Genomic DNA, 17,452 nt, shown 5'->3' on the forward strand with positions numbered 1-17,452 from the left:
CTATTTCATTTTATTTAAACATATATATATATATTCTTTTACTTCTGTCATTTTTTTATTTGCTTTTAAATCTAATTTCTGTAGATTATATTTTTCAACTCTAGAATTTTGTTTTTCATATATTAACTTATATAAATTTGTTACATTACTTTCAAAAAATTCTAAACTTTTCTTGTCATTAAAATCTATATAACTATTTGTAGATTTAATAAAATACACTATTAAGTTTTTTAAAATATATGGATTATATCCATATTTAATATCCATAAGTTCAAATAAATACGTTTTTATCAGTTTATTTTCATCACTACTAATTAAAGATAACTTATATAGTATATCAAAAAGATTTTTTTTATCTCTTAAATACATCTCATTTGCTAATTCCAATGTATGATATTTATCTTTATTTACAAGTGATCTAAATAGTCTATCCTCTATCACATCTTTATCTAAGTGTGATATTCTTTTTATTTTTTTATCTTTTTCTATAAAAACATCTTTTAATTCTTTTTCTAATAAATCAGTATTATCAAAGTAAATCATTTCATATACAAAACTTGGCTCTATATACATTACACTTAAATCTTTTTTTACTTTATAATATGTTGCTTTATTATTTCTTAACTTAAACTTTTCAATATCCATATCTTACCTATCTTTTCTAATATTTAGTATATTATAGTATGAATCATATTTTATTTCTAGCATTTTTTTATTTATTCATTATTTTTTCATAAATTTCTTCTAATTTTCTAAATCTATTTCTTAAGCCTGATTTTGAAATATTTAATTTATCTGCTAGTTCTTGTAATGATAATTCCTCATTTTCAATTCTAGCATTCGCTGTTTCATATAGTATATCACTTAAACTATTAAGTCCAATTTTTTTATCTATTTTTTTTATCATTTCAACTTGTTTATTTGCTGTCTTTATTTTTTTAGTTTCATTTGCTATTTCATAATTTATACTTCTTGAAATTTTTAAATTCATTTCTTTTTTTATTGTTATATCTTCATACTTAAAAAAGGCATTTACTGCATCTAGCTTTATTAAAATATCTAGAATATTTTCTCTATTTCTAACATAAACTATTTCTTTACTTTTTTTATTTGTTACAAAAACATTTACACCCATTTTTTCTAGTATGTCATATAGAACTAGTGAAGAATTTTCATTTTCTATAAATATATCAAGTGAATATGCTTTTTTAGGATCTCTTATATACCCAGAACTTATAAAATAGCCTTTTAATATCCATATGTCATCTAAATCTTGAAATAATTTTTCTAATTTTTCTCTTTGATTTTCAATTTTTATTAAATATATTTTTTGATTTGCTATCTTATTTGATTTAATATAACTTATACTATATTTCAATTCATCTACCATTTCTAAATTTTCCTCAACTCTACTAGCTATATAGACAAGTTCTGATTTAAAATATATATTTTGTGCCTTTAGTGAATTTTTAGAAAATAGCATGCCATATAGTTCTGACAAAGCTTGCTTTTTATTTTCTGGTTTTAAATTTAAAATTTCTTTTTTTACCTCTGTTGAAAAGGATTTTTTACTTTCTTTATTCATTTATTCCCGTTTCCCACTTGATATTTAATATGATTATAACAAATATAGCTCCTGCTAGAAAATTTGATACAAAATTCCCATAGAAAAATGAAGAATATCCTATATAATCTTCTGTTAACTTTATAAATATATATCTAAATAACCATATTCTTGAAAAACTCATTATAAGCGGTATAATATTTCTACCTAAAGCATTTAATACTGCTTGAGATACTGTAAAAATACTAAATGGAACTATTGAAAAGGCATATATTTTAAGTCCTTCTTTTGCAATTTTAGATATTATTTCATCTCTTGTAAATAAATCAATATAAAAATCTAAAAATGGTAACATTAGTATTAAGCCTAGTAATGCTACTAATAATACAATTACTATTCCATAGCTATATGCTTTTTTTGCTTTTTTAACATTTTTAATTCCAATATTTAAACTGATAACAGTAGTTATCGCAATAGAAACACTTGCTGGTGCTTGAAATATTATTGCATTAAAATATCCTGCTATTCCAATTGCAGCTAATAAATCTTGTCCATATTTTCTCATTTCAAAGTTTATTAGTAAAAAACCTAGTGACATCATCATATAGTTTAGCATACTTGGTATACTTATTCTTATTGTTTCTCTAATTAAAGGTTTATCTATTTTAAATCCTTTAAGACTTAGTGTATATAAGTATTTTTTAACAAATAAGTCATAGTACATCCATATTCCAGTTACAATATATGCAAAAAGTGAAGCATATACTGCTCCTTTAACCTCAAATCTTAGTAAGTTTAAAAATATATAGTTAAAGAATATTTTTAAAATCAATAAGACTAACATTCTATAAAAAGGTGCTTCAGGATTTCCAACTGAATTTTTTATAGAGTTAAATATAGCTGCTAAAAATTGAAGTGGTAATACAAATGAATATAGTATTACATAGACTAAAATATCATTTTGCATTTCAACTGGTGCTGTGACTGATAAGAAAAATGCAAAGCCAAATGATACTGGTATTAAAAGTATACTCATAAAAATACTTAGCATTAATATCTGCACTGATTTATGCTTTACACCTTCTGTATCTCCTTTACCTACAGTTTGACCAATAATAGCCATAGCAGCAACACCAAGTCCTTGGCTTAGTCCTAACAATGCTCCTATCGCTGGCTGAACATATGTTATAGCTGCTACTCTTTTTGCACCTATAATATTATTTAAAAATAAACCATCAGTAAAACTTATCATAGATGCTAACAGTGTCATAATAAGTGTTGGTATTGTTAAAAGTATTATACTATGCCATAAATTCCCGTTTAATATTAAGTCTCTTCTTTTTTCCATGCTAATTAGCATAATATACCTCCAATAAATATTTTTGGCATACTATTTAGTATGCCTATTTATTTTCTATTCTTATAATTTCTTTTGTTTTATCTACTTTAGTATTTGTAAATGTTGCTACATTTGAATATTCATCAGAATCTAATACTACAATGGCTGTTATTGGATTATACCCTTTTTCTATAATTAAATCTAAATCATAAGAAACTATTGCATCTCCAGCTTTTACCTCATCACCTTCATTTAATATTTTTGTAAATCCTTCTTGTTTTAGAAAAACTGTATTCATTCCAAAATGTACTAATATATCTACACCCTCTTTTGTTTCTATAGTAAATGCATGTAGTGTATCAAATAACTGTACTATTTTACCATCAACTGGAGATAAAACTTCTCCACTTTTACTAGGTATTATAGCAACTCCCTCACCTAACATCTTTTTAGCAAATGTATCATCTGGTACATTTGAAATATCAACACATTCACCTTCTATAGGTGCAAAAACACTAACTTCTAGTGTATTATTATCTTCTTCTTTTTTATTTTTTTTATTAAAAAAATCAAATAAGCCCATAAAAACTCCTTTATTTGGTACCTGTACTTCCATATCCACCAGTACCACGATTTGTATCATTTAATTCCTCAACTAAATTAAATTCAAATTTTTCATATTTAGTAAATACTATTTGTGCTATTCTTTCAAATTTTTCTACTACTCTATCTAAATTTCCATGATTATGTAATGCTACCATTATCTCACCACGATAATCCGAATCGATAACTCCAACCTTATTAGCAGGTGCTAAATCTTTTTTTAGTGAAATTCCACTTCTTGCATAAATTAATCCTACATATCCACTTTCTATTTCCATAGCAATTCCTGTATGAATTAACTTTGTTTCACCAGGTTTTATTACAATATCCTCATCAAGTAAGGCATATAAATCAGCACCTGCTGATCCTAGTGTTGCATATTTAGGCATAATTGCTCTTTTGTCTAATTTCTTTATATTCATTAATTTTCCCTCATCAATAGAGTTTTTAATAAACTCTTATTATCAAATGCAAGTCCTGCACCTACTACTACTGATTCTAGTGGTTTTGCCGCTCTATTAACAGGGACTTTACATTTATCTGAAATATACTTATCTAAATTCTTAATAAATGCTCCACCACCAGTTAAAATTATACCATTATCAAGTATATCTGTTGCAATTTCAGGAGGACACTTACTAAGTACATCTTTTGTACTTTCTAAAATCTTATCTATACTATGTATTATAGCTTCCCTTACTTCATTGCTTGAAATTTCCATTTCTTCTGGAATATTTGTCAAACTATTTCTACCCTTAATTTTCATGCTTAGGTTTTCTTTTTCATCTAGTAAAATAGCACTTGCTAGATTTTTTTTTATTTTTTCTGCGGTTCTATCTCCTATTACTAAATTAAGATTTTCTTTAACATATTTAACTATATCAGAATCAAGTGTATTACCTGCAACTCTTATTGAATTACTAACAACTATTTCATTTAATGAAATTACAGCTATATCTGTACTTCCTCCACCAATATCTATTACCATTCTACCACTAGGAAGTGATATATCGACTCCACTTCCTATTATTGCTGCTCTTCCTTCTTCTATTAAGTATGTTTTTTTTGCGCCTACTATAGATTCAAAAAGAGCTCTTCTTTCTACAGTTGTAACTTCTATTGGTACACATATCATTATATCTGGTTTAAAAGGTGATACTCCATATACTTTTTTTAAAAAAGCATATAGCATATCTCTTGCAGCATCTAAATCAGATATAACTCCCTCTTTTAAAGGTTTAATTACTTCTAAACTTATAGGGTTTTTCCCTATCATTTCTCTTGCTTCTTTTCCTACTGCTATAATTTCATGAGTTTTTTTATCTCTAACTATTACACTTGGTTCATCTAATACTGTTTTTCTTTTTCTAGTATCATATATTAAAACATTAGATGTCCCTAAATCTATTGCCAGATTTTTATTAACCCTAAAAAAATTAAATATGTGTGATAACATAATATCACCTAAACACTCATTAATTCTTTTTCTTTATTAGCTAAGGCATCATCTACTAATTTTGCATACTTATCAGTTAATTTTTGTACATCATCTTGTGCTTTTTTAGATTCATCTTCTGTTATTTCACTATCTTTTTGTAATTTTTTTATCTTATTATTAGCATCTTGTCTTATACTTCTTATTGCTATTTTTCCTTCTTCAGCTTCTTTTTTTACAACCTTTACATATTCTTTTCTTCTATCTTCAGTTAATTCAGGTAAAACTAATCTTATTACTCTACCGTCATTACTTGGATTAAATCCAAGATTTGCTTTTTGAATTTCTTTTTCAATAGCAGGTATTAAAGATTTATCCCAAGGATCAATTACTATAAGTCTTGCTTCTGGTGCACTTAATCCTCCAACTTGATTTAAAGGAGTCATTTGTCCAAAGTATTCAACTGATATACCATCTATCATTGATACATTTGCACGACCAGCTCTTACGTGTGAAAATCTTTCCTTTGTATTAGCTAATGATTTTTCCATTTTTTCTTCTAATTCTAACATTATTTCTTCTAACATTTTATTTCTCTCCTACTTAACTATTGTTCCTATTTTATAGCCTTCAACTAGTTTTAACATATTACCTTCTTTAGTAGCGTCAAATACAATTATTGGCATCTTATTTTCACGACATAATGATAATGCAGTCGCATCCATTACTTTTAAATTTTTAACTATTGCTTCTTCATAAGAAATTTCATCATATTTTTTAGCATCTTCATATTTCATTGGATCTTTATCATAAATACCATCAACTTTTGTTCCCTTTGCTAAGATATCAGCATGTATTTCAATTGATCTTATAGCTCCACCAGAATCTGTTGTAAAGTATGGCATTCCTGTTCCTCCACTAAATATTACAATTCTCCCTTTTTCTAAATGTCTTATTGCTCTTCTTCTAATATATGGTTCTGCAACTTCTTCCATACTAATTGATGTCATTACCCTAGTAGGTACTCCTTGACTTTCAATAAAGTTTTGAAGTGCTAAACCATTCATTATTGTAGCTAACATACCCATAGTATCTCCAGTAGCTCTATCGATACCTGCATCAGTTCCACTTAATCCTCTAAATAGATTTCCTCCGCCTATTACAATAGCAACTTGAACACCTTTTGAATGTAGCTGTTTTATTTGTTTTGCAAAAGATAATAGGATTTTTTCATCATATCCATTTTCTTTTTCTCCTGCTAAACTCTCACCACTTAATTTAAGTAATATTCTTTTATATTTCATATATACTCCTAATTTACAAAAAAGGGGGTATAAAACCCCTAATTTTTTATTTTCCTGCTATTTGAGCTGCAACTTCTGCTGCAAAATCTTCTTCTTTCTTTTCAATTCCATCTCCAACTTTGAATCTTATAAATTCTACTAATGTCATTGGTTTTAAGAAATCTTCAACTTTTTTATCATCTCTAACATATTTTTGTTGATTTAGGCAGTTTTCTTCGTAATATTTTCTTAATTTACCTTGTATTATATTTTCTACAACTTCAGGTTTAAGATTTTTACCAGTTTGTTTCATTTCTTCTTCAAATTGAGTTCTTAATACGTGTTCTTCACGTTCTAAATCTTCAGGTGTTACTAATGATTTATCTAAGAACTTAGGATCCATAGCAGCTATATGCATTGCTACTCCTCTTAATTTTTCTATATTTTCTGAGTTTACTTCACCTTTTGAATTAACTAATACTCCGATTTTTCCACCCATATGTAAGTAGTCAACTACTAAACCATCATTTGATGCATGTAATTTAGTAAATCTTCTAATATTCATGTTTTCACCGATTTTTGCTATTAATTCAGTTAACATAGTTTCAACAGTTTTACCATCTACAGTAACTGCTTTTAATTCTTCAACAGTTTCAACTGATTCTTTTAAAGCTATTTCTATAACTTTTTTACCAAAGTTTACAAAGTCATCATTTTTAGCAACAAAGTCTGTTTCAGAGTTAAATTCTAATATAGCACCAGATTTATTATCATCTGAAACTAATGTGAAGATTAACCCTTCTGCAGCTACTCTTCCTGATTTCTTAGCTGCCTTTGATATACCTTTTTCTCTTAACCAGTCGATAGCTAATTCTATATCACCATTGTTTGCTTCTAATGCTTTTTTACAGTCAAGCATTCCTGCTCCTGTTCTTTCTCTTAATTCTTTAACTTGTGCTGCTGTTATTGCCATTATTACCCCTCCACTACTACTTCTTCTATAACTTCTTCAGTACCTTCTGGTTCTAATCCACCTTGTCCTTCTAAGATTGCATTTCCGATTACGCTTGTGAATAATTTAATAGATCTTATTGCATCATCATTAGCTGGTATTCTGAATGTAACTAAATCAGGATCAACGTTAGTATCTACTAAAGCAATTACAGGGATTCCTAATTTTTTAGCTTCTTCTAGTGCTAAAAATTCTTTTTTGATATCTATTACAAATATTGCAGCAGGTAATGAATTCATTCCTTTTATACCACCAACATTTTTTTGTAATTTGGACATTTCTTTTCTTAATAAGCTTGCTTCTTTTTTAGTGTAATTAGTGTCTAATGAACCATCTTCTTCCATTTCTTCTAATTCTTTTAATCTTCTTACTCTTCCTTTTATAGTTTGTAAGTTAGTTAAAAGTCCACCTAACCATCTTTGGTTTACATAAAAACTTCCAGTTCTTTCAGCTATTTCTCTTATAGCGTCTTGTGCTTGTTTTTTTGTACCAACAAATAAAACTTTTCCACCTTCTGTTGTAACTTCTCTTACAAATTCATATGCAGCTTCTGTTGAAGTTAAAGTTTGTCTTAAATCTAAAATGTGTATACCATTTCTTTCTGCATAAATATATGGTTTCATTTTAGGGTTCCATCTTTTTGCTTGGTGACCAAAATGTACACCAGCTTCTAATAATTGTGTCATGCTTATTACAGCCATTTTAATTCCTCCTATTTGGTTAATATCTTCTCTTTTAATTTTTAGTGCAAACATTTGTCCACCTAGCACTAAATACCTAAAAGATGCTTTTTCAATAAATATTAGCATAAATCCTTTATTATTGTCAAGCAATCTAGTACTTAATATTTATACCTAGTTTTATTTTATTGTTAGCATCATCATTTGCTCTTATATAGTTTTCATATTCAGTAAAAACACTTAAATTATTAGTCAGTAAATAAGCTAATCTAAAGTTAAATTTATTAGATATCCTACTGTTAAATTTGCTTTTTATAAGTTCATCTTTATTTTTAATAAAAGTATCATTAAAGTTAATCATTACAGTATCTGATAAGTTAAAATTAAATTTCTTATAATTAAATTCATAACTATTTCCATAATATATACTAAGTGGATTTTTGTATATTATTTCTGATACATTATCATAATTTTTTGTTAATGTTTCATTTATTAGTTTATTATATTTATATCCAATATATTTATTTATACTTATATTTTTATTTTTTATAGAAAAGTTAATGTTTGATTCATTATTAAGATATGTTAACTTTGTTCTATTCTTATCATCAAATGCTACAGTACTTACACCTAATTTAGTATTTATAGAAATATTTTTATATTTTGTACCAATTCCAAAATGTACCCTATTTATATTGTATTTTTGTGTAATATCTTTTTCATCTTCAACATTTGTTTTTATAGAATTTGAAGTATTTGTGTATGATAGAATTGTAGATAATTTAAACTTATCTATATCAAAAACTTTTTCAAATTCTAGATTGAATCCATGTGATATTAACTCATTTTTATAAATAGTATTATCATATGCTTTAAATTCAGTATCCTTTTTAGTTTCAAATATATATTGTTTTTTAATATGATTTTCATATGAATTGTTTAAAACATCTACTGAATTTTCATTTATATCATCTAATAAATATAGAATATTTATTCCAAGTGATCTTAAAATTTTAAATAATTCCACACCAGATTCACTTTTTTTAAACACATATTTATAGTTTTTAGAATCATTATATAACTTATCAAAATTTAATATATTTAGATTAACATTTGAATTAATTAATTTAATTTTACCTTTATTTAAATAGTCAGAGACAGTTTTACTTAAATTTAATATTACATTAATTTCACCTTTTATATTTTTAACATTAAAAATATTATTGCTTACCTTACTTAAATTTATTGTAAATGTAGAATTATTATTTTCATAATTTTCTATGCTTAATTTAGGATCAGTTAAAGTAACACTTGAATTTTTTAAAGCTAAGCTTTTTATGTCAATAACTCCTTCACTTTCTAATATTTCTAAATTAGCTTTATCAACTTCTAAATTTTTTATATCTTCTAAATTTTCTTTATTTAAAGTATACTTTTTACTATTATCTTTTAAAATTAATTTATGATTATTATTATTTTCAAAAGACTTAGATGTTAAGTCAAACTCATTATCGTTAGAAATAATTACATCTTCATTCTCTAAGATATATTTTAATATCTTACTATCATTTTTAACTTCTATCTTACCAACTGTTGTTTTTATAGCTCCAGTATAATTAGATGTGTCATTTAATGATAATAAATTATTTGATGTATTTTCTAATAATCCACTCCCTTCTAGGCTTGCATTAAATGTTGATTCTGATTTTAATTTTAAATTACTATTATTTAAATTAAATGTCCCAGTAAATTTCTCTATATTCCCACCTAATGTTAATGAATTGGTATCATTTAGACTTAATCTAGCACCACCTTTAAGATTTTGTGTTAATACCTTTTCTTCATCTAAATCAATTTTCACATCATTTAATATTTCAAGATTTCCAGTATTATTTAATTTAGAAACTTCGAACACAATTTCATGTTTAGGATTTAATATTAGATTACCTTCACCTAGTACTTCTGATTTTAATTTATAGTCATCTCTTATGAAGTTTAGTTCTAAACTAGAATCTTTTGAAACAGCATATTGCTTATTATCTAAAATTTCTTTTTTAAGAGTTAATTTCCCTTTGTCTACATAAACCTTGTTATAGTTATCAAATACTGCTGCATCTGTAATTATAAGGTTTCCAGCACCTTCTTTTCTAATAACTCCATTGCCTATATTTCTAGCATTAATATCTTCTATTTTTCTATCATCATCTGATTGATTTTTATTAGATCTTAAAATTAGCTCACTATTTCCTTCATTTATAATTTTTGCATGTGTGTTATATGCGCTAGTCCCATCTAATGTAAGTCCACCATCTTTAACATTAAATGTTGCTTCATATTTAGACATATCTTTAATTATTAAATCTTTATTTCCTATCTTGTCAGCATTTAAATTACCACTTAACTTATAGTTTAGTGTTCTATCTTCTTCTTCTGCAGCATTTATATCAAAAACCATATTTCTTGAGTAGCCCCCTTTTTCAAGATAAACTTCCCCTGTAAAGTCTTTAAAATTGCTATTTATGTCAAATTTAGCATACTCTTCTCTTGACAGTATTAACTTACCAGAACCTGAAATATTAGATTGTAATTTTATACCTGATGAATTATTCCAAAATTGCCCTGTCCCAATATTTAGTATATTTCCTTTGTCTATATTAATTGGATTTTTAAAAGTTACCCCTGATCCACCACCATCATCTGAATATCCTTCTACTCCTACTATAATACGAGAATTAGTCCCAACTACTTCTATAGGTGCATTATCATTCTCATTATGATGATCTCTTAATACAAGAGCTGAATTTTCTAAATTTATCTTATTTACATTTGATGATAAAATATTGCTACCGTTTCCTACTATAAATGTTCTAGAATTTTTTAGCGTTAACTCATTAGTTTTGTTTGCCTCTAGATTTTCAATATTAAAGTATTGATCTTCTATTTTTAAATTAGAATTATCATTAAGTACTATTGACTTATAGTTTGATCTTACATCTTTAACACTTTTAGATTTATTAGCTCCTTCATTTAACTCACTTTTTGTACTTAGTGTTAAATTACCATCTTCTACAACAATTTTATTTACATTAATATTTTCTTTATTTTCTCTTTCTATTGTACTTTCATTTTTAGATGTAATACTTGATTTAATACTCTTTTTAGTGTTTATTCTCGAATTATCTAATGATATACTTACATTTTCATTAATAGAATTACTATAGTTATTTAGTGTAGCATTATTTAAACTTATACTTGTATTTTCGCTAAATTCATTAGCTTCATTTGTTAATTCTAAAGTATGAGAATTATTTAATATATTTATATTACCTAATATTTTAGGTTTTATAACAGTATCTTTTGATATATTTAAAGTAGAAGTGTCACTACTTGTATTTTTAACAACACCAAATTCATTACTGTCATCACTTAAAGACTTATCTAGATTATTTGAATTAAGATCTATTATTCCACCATCTTTAACTACCACATTATTATTACCATTTATTGAATCTTTTGCTAAGTTTAAAGTTATACTACCATCATTTTTACCATCTTTATTTCCAATAACTTTTATGTCATTTAATAATTTATTATCTGAACTTATATTAACTACTCCACCATTTTGATACTGTGCATCTACATTTATTTCTTTATTTTCAAATCCAGTTGCATTAATATTTAAAGTTCCTTCACCACTAAATTTATACAAGTCTTTATTAGTAACTATACTGCCAATATTTACAGTAGTATCCTTTTTAGCACCTATTGCGTAGTCTTTTTTTACACTTACACTTTCTTCATTAGATTCATATACTAAAACTCCACTTGCATTTTCTTTTAAAAGATTGCTATTGTTTTTGTCAGTATATGTCCCATAATTTAATGATATTATAGGGATTTCTGCATTTTCTTGCACATTTTTAAATATTAGATTAGCTTTTTTATTTGTAGTTATATTTAAATTTTTATTTTCTTCACTTATACCATCTATTATTATAGTTGAGTTATGTACTCCATCTCCAACTACTATGTTTCTTGATGTGTTATCATCTTTAAGACCTTTTAGAGTTATAGTTCCAGTATCTCCACCTAAATTTAATTTAGTTAAACTAGAATCTATTTTGCTTCCTTCTGTACCTATAACAATATCAGAAAATGAACCTATAAATAGATTACTGTAATTTTTGTATTCAGTTGGAATACTTTCTATATTTTCATTAAAACTAATAGTTCCCTTACTAGATCTATCTACTCTATTTAAAATATTAGCTAAATTAGCATTACCATTTATAGCTAGTACAGAATTATTTGATATAGTAGTATGAGAATTCCCTAGTGAATTTTCATTTTCTACATAAAGTTTCCCACCTTCAATAGAAATTTTAGAATTATTCTCAGTATTTTCTACACTTGTTATTTTTGCAGTTCCTTCTCCAACTTTTAAAATATTTCCATTACCTTTAATTTTTGAATTAATTTCTATATTATGCTCTTTTTCTAAATCCATTTTAAGATTAGAACCAGCCTCTAGAGAAAGACCACCTTTTAGCTCAATTTTATTAATTTCGCTATAATCTTGTCCTACATAGTTTATTTTTTCAGGAATCTTACCTTTAGCTTCTAATAAGATATTAGAATTTGCTTTTGCATTAATATTAGCATCTATCTTACTAGCTCTTTTTACATTTAATGTCTTATTATTATTTACATTAATATTTGCTGCTTTTATCTTAACTTCTTTAAATTGATCATTTTCTACATAATTTTTATTTGTTGTTACTAAATTATCACCAACTACTGTTATACTTCCATTATTTATATTAATATCTCCTTTAATATCAGTATCTCCTCTTAGTTGCCAATTAGAATCTGATATATAGTCGATATCCATATTATCTTTAAAACTACCTAAAAATACTCTATTTCCAGTTGGATTAAAAGTAAATTTAGATTTTTCATTCTCATTAGTATTTTTAAAAGTTGCACCTTTATCTATGTGGTATATATCATTGAAATTTAGATTATGTCCATTTAAATCAACAATACCTCCTCTTAGTCCAAAGTAAATATTATTCTCTTTAATTTGACCATCTTTATCTAAAAAAACTTCTGCTTGTTGAGCTAATTTAATATCAGATGCTGCGTATCCACCAGTTTGAGAAAGTATTGTTTTACCATCTCCTAAAAAAAGTTTCCCTTCATTATTTCCAGTTCCACTTATTTTAAGTGTTCCTTCTCCTATTTTTCTTACAATAATACCCTCATTTATATTATTTTCCATAGTTAAAGTAGCACCATTTTCTACTATATATCCAGCAGTTTGTAAATTACCATTTCCTTTTATTGTTGCATTATGTTTAAACTCAAATCTTGCTATTTTAGTATCTAGGTTACCATTTACAGTAATTTGTGTATTATTTGCATTAAAAACTTGGTTTTTGTCAGATATTAATTCTTCTGAGTATGTGTGATTGCTTATCGCATTTATTGTTCCTGATTTTATTAGATTACCTTTATATTTATCAAATACAGTTTTTTTGCCACCTACAATTAATCCACCGTTATTTATTTCTACAGTATCATTATCAATTTCAGTACTTATTTGCTTTTTATACTCATCTATCATAGTTTTAGCTGATCTATATACAGAGTATTTACCATATGCATCATATGGATCTAATGATCCTCCAGAATTAGATGCTACTATTTTCCATGTGTCATCACTTGTATCATAGTAAAATATTGGAGATCCACTATCTCCTCTTAGTGCCTCTGCATCTAGTGGAGTTAGTTGTTTTTTTTGCAAGGTTACAAGAAAGGCTCTGTCATGATTATTAAGATTTTCAGTCCCACTTATATGATTTAGTCCACCTGTAAATTTACCATAATCAGTCCCTGCAATAGATCCACCTTCTTCTCTTGCAAGCTTATTAGTTCCTGCACCTGCTCTTGCAACAAGGTTTCCTCTAACTACATCTTTTCCATCAAAAACCTTATTATGTTTTGCTTCAAAGGCTACTTTTTCACCTCTACCAAAAGAATAATCAGAACCTATTTTAAATTTTATTGCTAATTTCGAATCTTCTGAGAACTTACTTAAAATATTATCGTCCTTACTTGCTTCAAATAGTTCTACATCTTTTCTTAGATGTCTTTTAGTAAATGATAAACTTGATACATCATTAACGTGATCTGCTCCTGTAAATATTTGGGAATCATCCCATAAAGTCCAGTGAGTATTATCAGTTAGAGAATCAAAATTAGGAATCGCTTTTTCTATTACTCCTGATCTTGTCCCATCTTTTTTATATACAATTACATTTTTTCTACCTATTTCAAATTTTGAATTATTTAATGCAAAATCTTCATATTCACTTATATCTATATCTGAACGTCCTAATATTGAAAAAGAATAACTAGAAAGCACTAGATATATATATATTATTAATTTTCTATACTTATTAATTTTTCTTCCTCCTTTTTTTAGTTTAAAAACAGTATGGATAAACTATACTGTTTTACTATTATCCTAAATAATTATCATACCAAGGTAGTACGATTTCTTCTTTTTCAAACGCAGATAAATATTCTTCTGATATGTATTTTTTATCTACTACACATTCATAGTTATGTTTTTCAAACCAATCATCTGACATAGAGAATATTCCTTTTTTACCTATTTCATCTCCCCATGAGTTTTCTACTTTCCATGTTTTTGCGTTTTCATTTTCGTCTAAATCAACCCCAACAAAAGTCATAGCATGTGTTAATACAGACGCATTTGTTAATAGTCTATCAGCTTTACTAAATTCACCTAATTCAGTTAAAGTATTATCATAGTCAAATAAGTTAGGATCCATTATTCCTGTTTTATAGTGTGATTCTTTTGCTACATCACATGCAAACCAAACTGGAATATTATCCTTTATAGATTTTATAGTTGCTTTTTTTAATTCTTCCATGCTAACTGTTAAATAGCTTGTAGGTCCATATTCATATACACTTACTGTATATGGAACTCTATAAATTCTACCTACTTCATAGTTTTCTCTTGGATCATGCACTATTTGTATTTTATCTTCTACATTTACTCCAACATATTCACTTAAGAATTTTTTAGGATCCATATCTTTTATACTATGAAATTTTTTATCTTTATCATAGTATTCATAACTGAATTCTTTTGGTGGTAAACCTATAGCTTTTACACAAATATTGTACACATCATATAAGGCTTTTTCTTTTATCTTTTCTATTTTTTTATCTGATTTTTCTTTTCTTATTTCAACAGCTGCTTTTTTTAATCTTAATTCTAACATCTCATTTAATCTAGTTGTATCAGATGAATGGAATGTTTCTGGCATAATTTCTTTTGGAACTACACCATATTTTAATACTAAACCTTGGAAGAAATTCCAGTACCCACCATCTTCTGCAGGATTACTTACTATATACGATGCTAATCTATCCATAATATCTAAATCTTTTGTTTCTACTACATATTCTAAATACGAATTAGATTTTTCAATTTTGTCATAAAATTGTAAGTAACTTTGAGAAAATTCAAAATTTTCAACATTTAATTTTTCTTTTGTCATTGCTCTTAGTACATTTAATCCCGAGAACATCCAACATCTTCCTGATCTTTTTTGGTTTGTTACATCTTGATTTTTCACTTCATTTGAAAACACAAAATTATGTTTTCTAAGTACATTTTGCTTTAAACTTGCTTCATCTATACCAACTCTTGCTATTGCATTTTCAATAACTAAATTTGTTTTATCTTCGTTGTACATTTTTTCAAATTTATCTAATAATTTTAAATCTACCATGTTATTTTCCTACTTTCTAATTAATTCTATTTTATTTTTTATTCCCTTTATTTCTAAAAACTCTTTATTATCTTCAACAATTAACTTTATTGTTTTAGCTTCATTTTCATAATAGTTATCCTTTTTATACAAAGTATCTATTTGATTGTTTACTTTTAAACTTTTTTCACCATTAATATCTGCTATACTAAACTCTATACCTGCTATACTCTCATATTTAACATATACTATTGGTTTAGATGATAAAATATGTTTTTTTGTATCTAAATTTAATTTAGCTCCTTTTTCATCAAATACAAAGTCTACATTCTTCTTTTTATTTAAAAATATTTCATTTTTACTTTTTGTTAAATTTATCTCTTTGTCATTTTTAAAAAATAGAGTAATTGTTTTTAAATCGTCCTTACTTAGTAACTTTACTTTATCTCCATTTTCTAAGTAGAATACCTTTTCTATGGGTATAATATTCTTTTTAATATTTAACTCTACTATATTATTATTTTTTAAATTAAAGCAAGAATATATTAGTGAAAATAGTACTAATACTTTAATTATTCTTGTGGTTTTATCCATTCGCTTTTTTCTCCTTGAGTGTAATTTTTAATAAATTCTTCTTTAAATTCCTTGAATCTATTTTCTTCTATTGCTTGTCTTGCTTCATTCATTAAGTTTAATAAGAACCATAAATTATGATATGTAGCAAGTCTTTGTCCTAGTATTTCATTTGCTTTAAATAGGTGTCTTATATACGCTCTTGTATAATTTCTACAAACATAGTTATCAGCTACATCTAGTGGTCTTGTATCTTTACTATATTTTGCATTTTTTATAACAAGTCTTCCGTATTTTGTAAATACTGTACCATGTCTTCCTATTCTACTAGGGTGAACGCAATCCATCATATCAACACCATGCTCGACAGCTTCTAGCATATCAAGTGGCTCTCCAACTCCCATTAAATATCTAGGTTTATCCTCTGGTAGTTTTGGTGTAATATGTTCTAATATTTCATACATTTTATCTGTAGGTTCTCCTACTGCAAGACCTCCTATAGCATAACCAGAAAAATCATCATCATATTCTTTTAGCTTATCTAAACAGTAATCTCTTAAATCTTTATATATTCCACCTTGAACTATGCAAAATAGTCCTTGTGTATCTTTATTTCTGTTAGCATCTATACATCTTTTAGCCCATCTAACAGTTCTGTCTATTGATGGAACTAGATATTCTTTTGTACTCATACCTGGCGGGCATTCATCTAATACCATCATTATATCACTACCTAAGTTATTTTGTATTTCTATTGATTTTTCAGGTGATATAAATCTTTTAGAACCATCTAAATGTGAACTAAAGTATGCTCCTTCTTCTTTTATTTTTCTAATACCTGCTAAACTAAATATTTGAAATCCACCACTATCTGTTAATATTGGTTTATTCCAATTCATAAATTTATGTAAGCCTCCTAGCTCATAAATTAACTCATCACTTGGTCTTAAATGTAAGTGATATGTATTTCCTAATATAATTTGAGAAGTTATTTCTTCTAATTCCTCAGGAGTCATTGTTTTTACTGTTGCCTGAGTCCCTACTGGCATAAATACTGGGGTTTTTATTTCTCCATGTGGAGTTGTTATTATACCACTTCTAGCATTTTTATCTTTATGTATTAACTTATACTTTATCGGTTTATCCAATATT

At 26.3% G+C, this 17,452-nt stretch carries 14 protein-coding genes; all 14 read right to left on the reverse strand.

Features of this window, described 5'->3' with window-relative positions; genetic code table 11:
* Window positions 1-645 carry a hypothetical protein gene (locus tag OMES3154_RS05135; RefSeq protein WP_156683717.1) on the reverse strand — a complete coding sequence of 215 codons (645 nt, stop codon included), beginning with the start codon at window positions 643-645 and terminating at the stop codon, window positions 1-3.
* Window positions 646-712: 67 nt separating this feature from the next.
* The gene (whiA, locus tag OMES3154_RS05140) at window positions 713-1,585 is read right to left on the reverse strand and encodes a DNA-binding protein WhiA (protein ID WP_156683718.1); all 873 of its coding nucleotides are present in this window, start codon (window positions 1,583-1,585) and stop codon (window positions 713-715) included.
* Window positions 1,578-2,924: an MATE family efflux transporter gene (locus OMES3154_RS05145; protein ID WP_156683719.1), complete on the reverse strand. Its 1,347-nt coding sequence runs from the start codon at window positions 2,922-2,924 to the stop codon at window positions 1,578-1,580. Before OMES3154_RS05145 ends, whiA begins: the two co-directional genes overlap by 8 nt.
* 43 nt (window positions 2,925-2,967) lie before the next feature.
* Window positions 2,968-3,519 carry a PTS sugar transporter subunit IIA gene (locus OMES3154_RS05150; protein WP_197271510.1) on the reverse strand — a complete coding sequence of 184 codons (552 nt, stop codon included), beginning with the start codon at window positions 3,517-3,519 and terminating at the stop codon, window positions 2,968-2,970.
* A complete protein-coding gene (gene dut / locus OMES3154_RS05155; protein WP_156683721.1) occupies window positions 3,497-3,928 on the reverse strand; it encodes a dUTP diphosphatase in 432 nt (143 codons plus the stop codon). Before dut ends, OMES3154_RS05150 begins: the two co-directional genes overlap by 23 nt.
* Window positions 3,928-4,962 carry a rod shape-determining protein gene (gene mreB / locus OMES3154_RS05160; RefSeq protein WP_156683722.1) on the reverse strand — a complete coding sequence of 345 codons (1,035 nt, stop codon included), beginning with the start codon at window positions 4,960-4,962 and terminating at the stop codon, window positions 3,928-3,930. Before mreB ends, dut begins: the two co-directional genes overlap by 1 nt.
* A gap of 8 nt (window positions 4,963-4,970) precedes the next feature.
* Complete coding sequence (frr, locus tag OMES3154_RS05165) at window positions 4,971-5,528, reverse strand: ribosome recycling factor (RefSeq protein ID WP_156683723.1); 558 nt, start codon at window positions 5,526-5,528, stop codon at window positions 4,971-4,973.
* 12 nt (window positions 5,529-5,540) lie between these two features.
* Window positions 5,541-6,245 (reverse strand): UMP kinase, encoded by a 705-nt coding sequence (gene pyrH / locus OMES3154_RS05170; protein WP_156683724.1) that lies wholly within the window; start codon window positions 6,243-6,245, stop codon window positions 5,541-5,543.
* A gap of 46 nt (window positions 6,246-6,291) precedes the next feature.
* Window positions 6,292-7,197 carry a translation elongation factor Ts gene (tsf, locus tag OMES3154_RS05175; protein ID WP_156683725.1) on the reverse strand — a complete coding sequence of 302 codons (906 nt, stop codon included), beginning with the start codon at window positions 7,195-7,197 and terminating at the stop codon, window positions 6,292-6,294.
* A 2-nt stretch (window positions 7,198-7,199) separates the two neighbouring features.
* Complete coding sequence (rpsB, locus tag OMES3154_RS05180) at window positions 7,200-7,937, reverse strand: 30S ribosomal protein S2 (RefSeq protein ID WP_156683966.1); 738 nt, start codon at window positions 7,935-7,937, stop codon at window positions 7,200-7,202.
* Window positions 7,938-8,070: 133 nt separating this feature from the next.
* On the reverse strand, window positions 8,071-14,343 hold the full coding sequence (locus OMES3154_RS05185) for a S6 family peptidase (protein WP_156683726.1): 6,273 nt from the start codon (window positions 14,341-14,343) through the stop codon (window positions 8,071-8,073).
* A 97-nt stretch (window positions 14,344-14,440) separates the two neighbouring features.
* On the reverse strand, window positions 14,441-15,748 hold the full coding sequence (locus OMES3154_RS05190) for a C1 family peptidase (protein WP_156683727.1): 1,308 nt from the start codon (window positions 15,746-15,748) through the stop codon (window positions 14,441-14,443).
* Between the two features lie 9 nt (window positions 15,749-15,757).
* The gene (locus tag OMES3154_RS05195; RefSeq protein ID WP_156683728.1) at window positions 15,758-16,321 is read right to left on the reverse strand and encodes a hypothetical protein; all 564 of its coding nucleotides are present in this window, start codon (window positions 16,319-16,321) and stop codon (window positions 15,758-15,760) included.
* Window positions 16,300-17,448, reverse strand: a complete 1,149-nt coding sequence (tgt, locus tag OMES3154_RS05200) for a tRNA guanosine(34) transglycosylase Tgt (protein ID WP_156683729.1) — start codon at window positions 17,446-17,448, stop codon at window positions 16,300-16,302. Before tgt ends, OMES3154_RS05195 begins: the two co-directional genes overlap by 22 nt.
* Window positions 17,449-17,452 lie beyond the last annotated feature (4 nt).

The organism is Oceanivirga miroungae (assembly GCF_902505095.1).
In the GTDB taxonomy this organism is placed as follows: domain Bacteria; phylum Fusobacteriota; class Fusobacteriia; order Fusobacteriales; family Leptotrichiaceae; genus Oceanivirga; species Oceanivirga miroungae.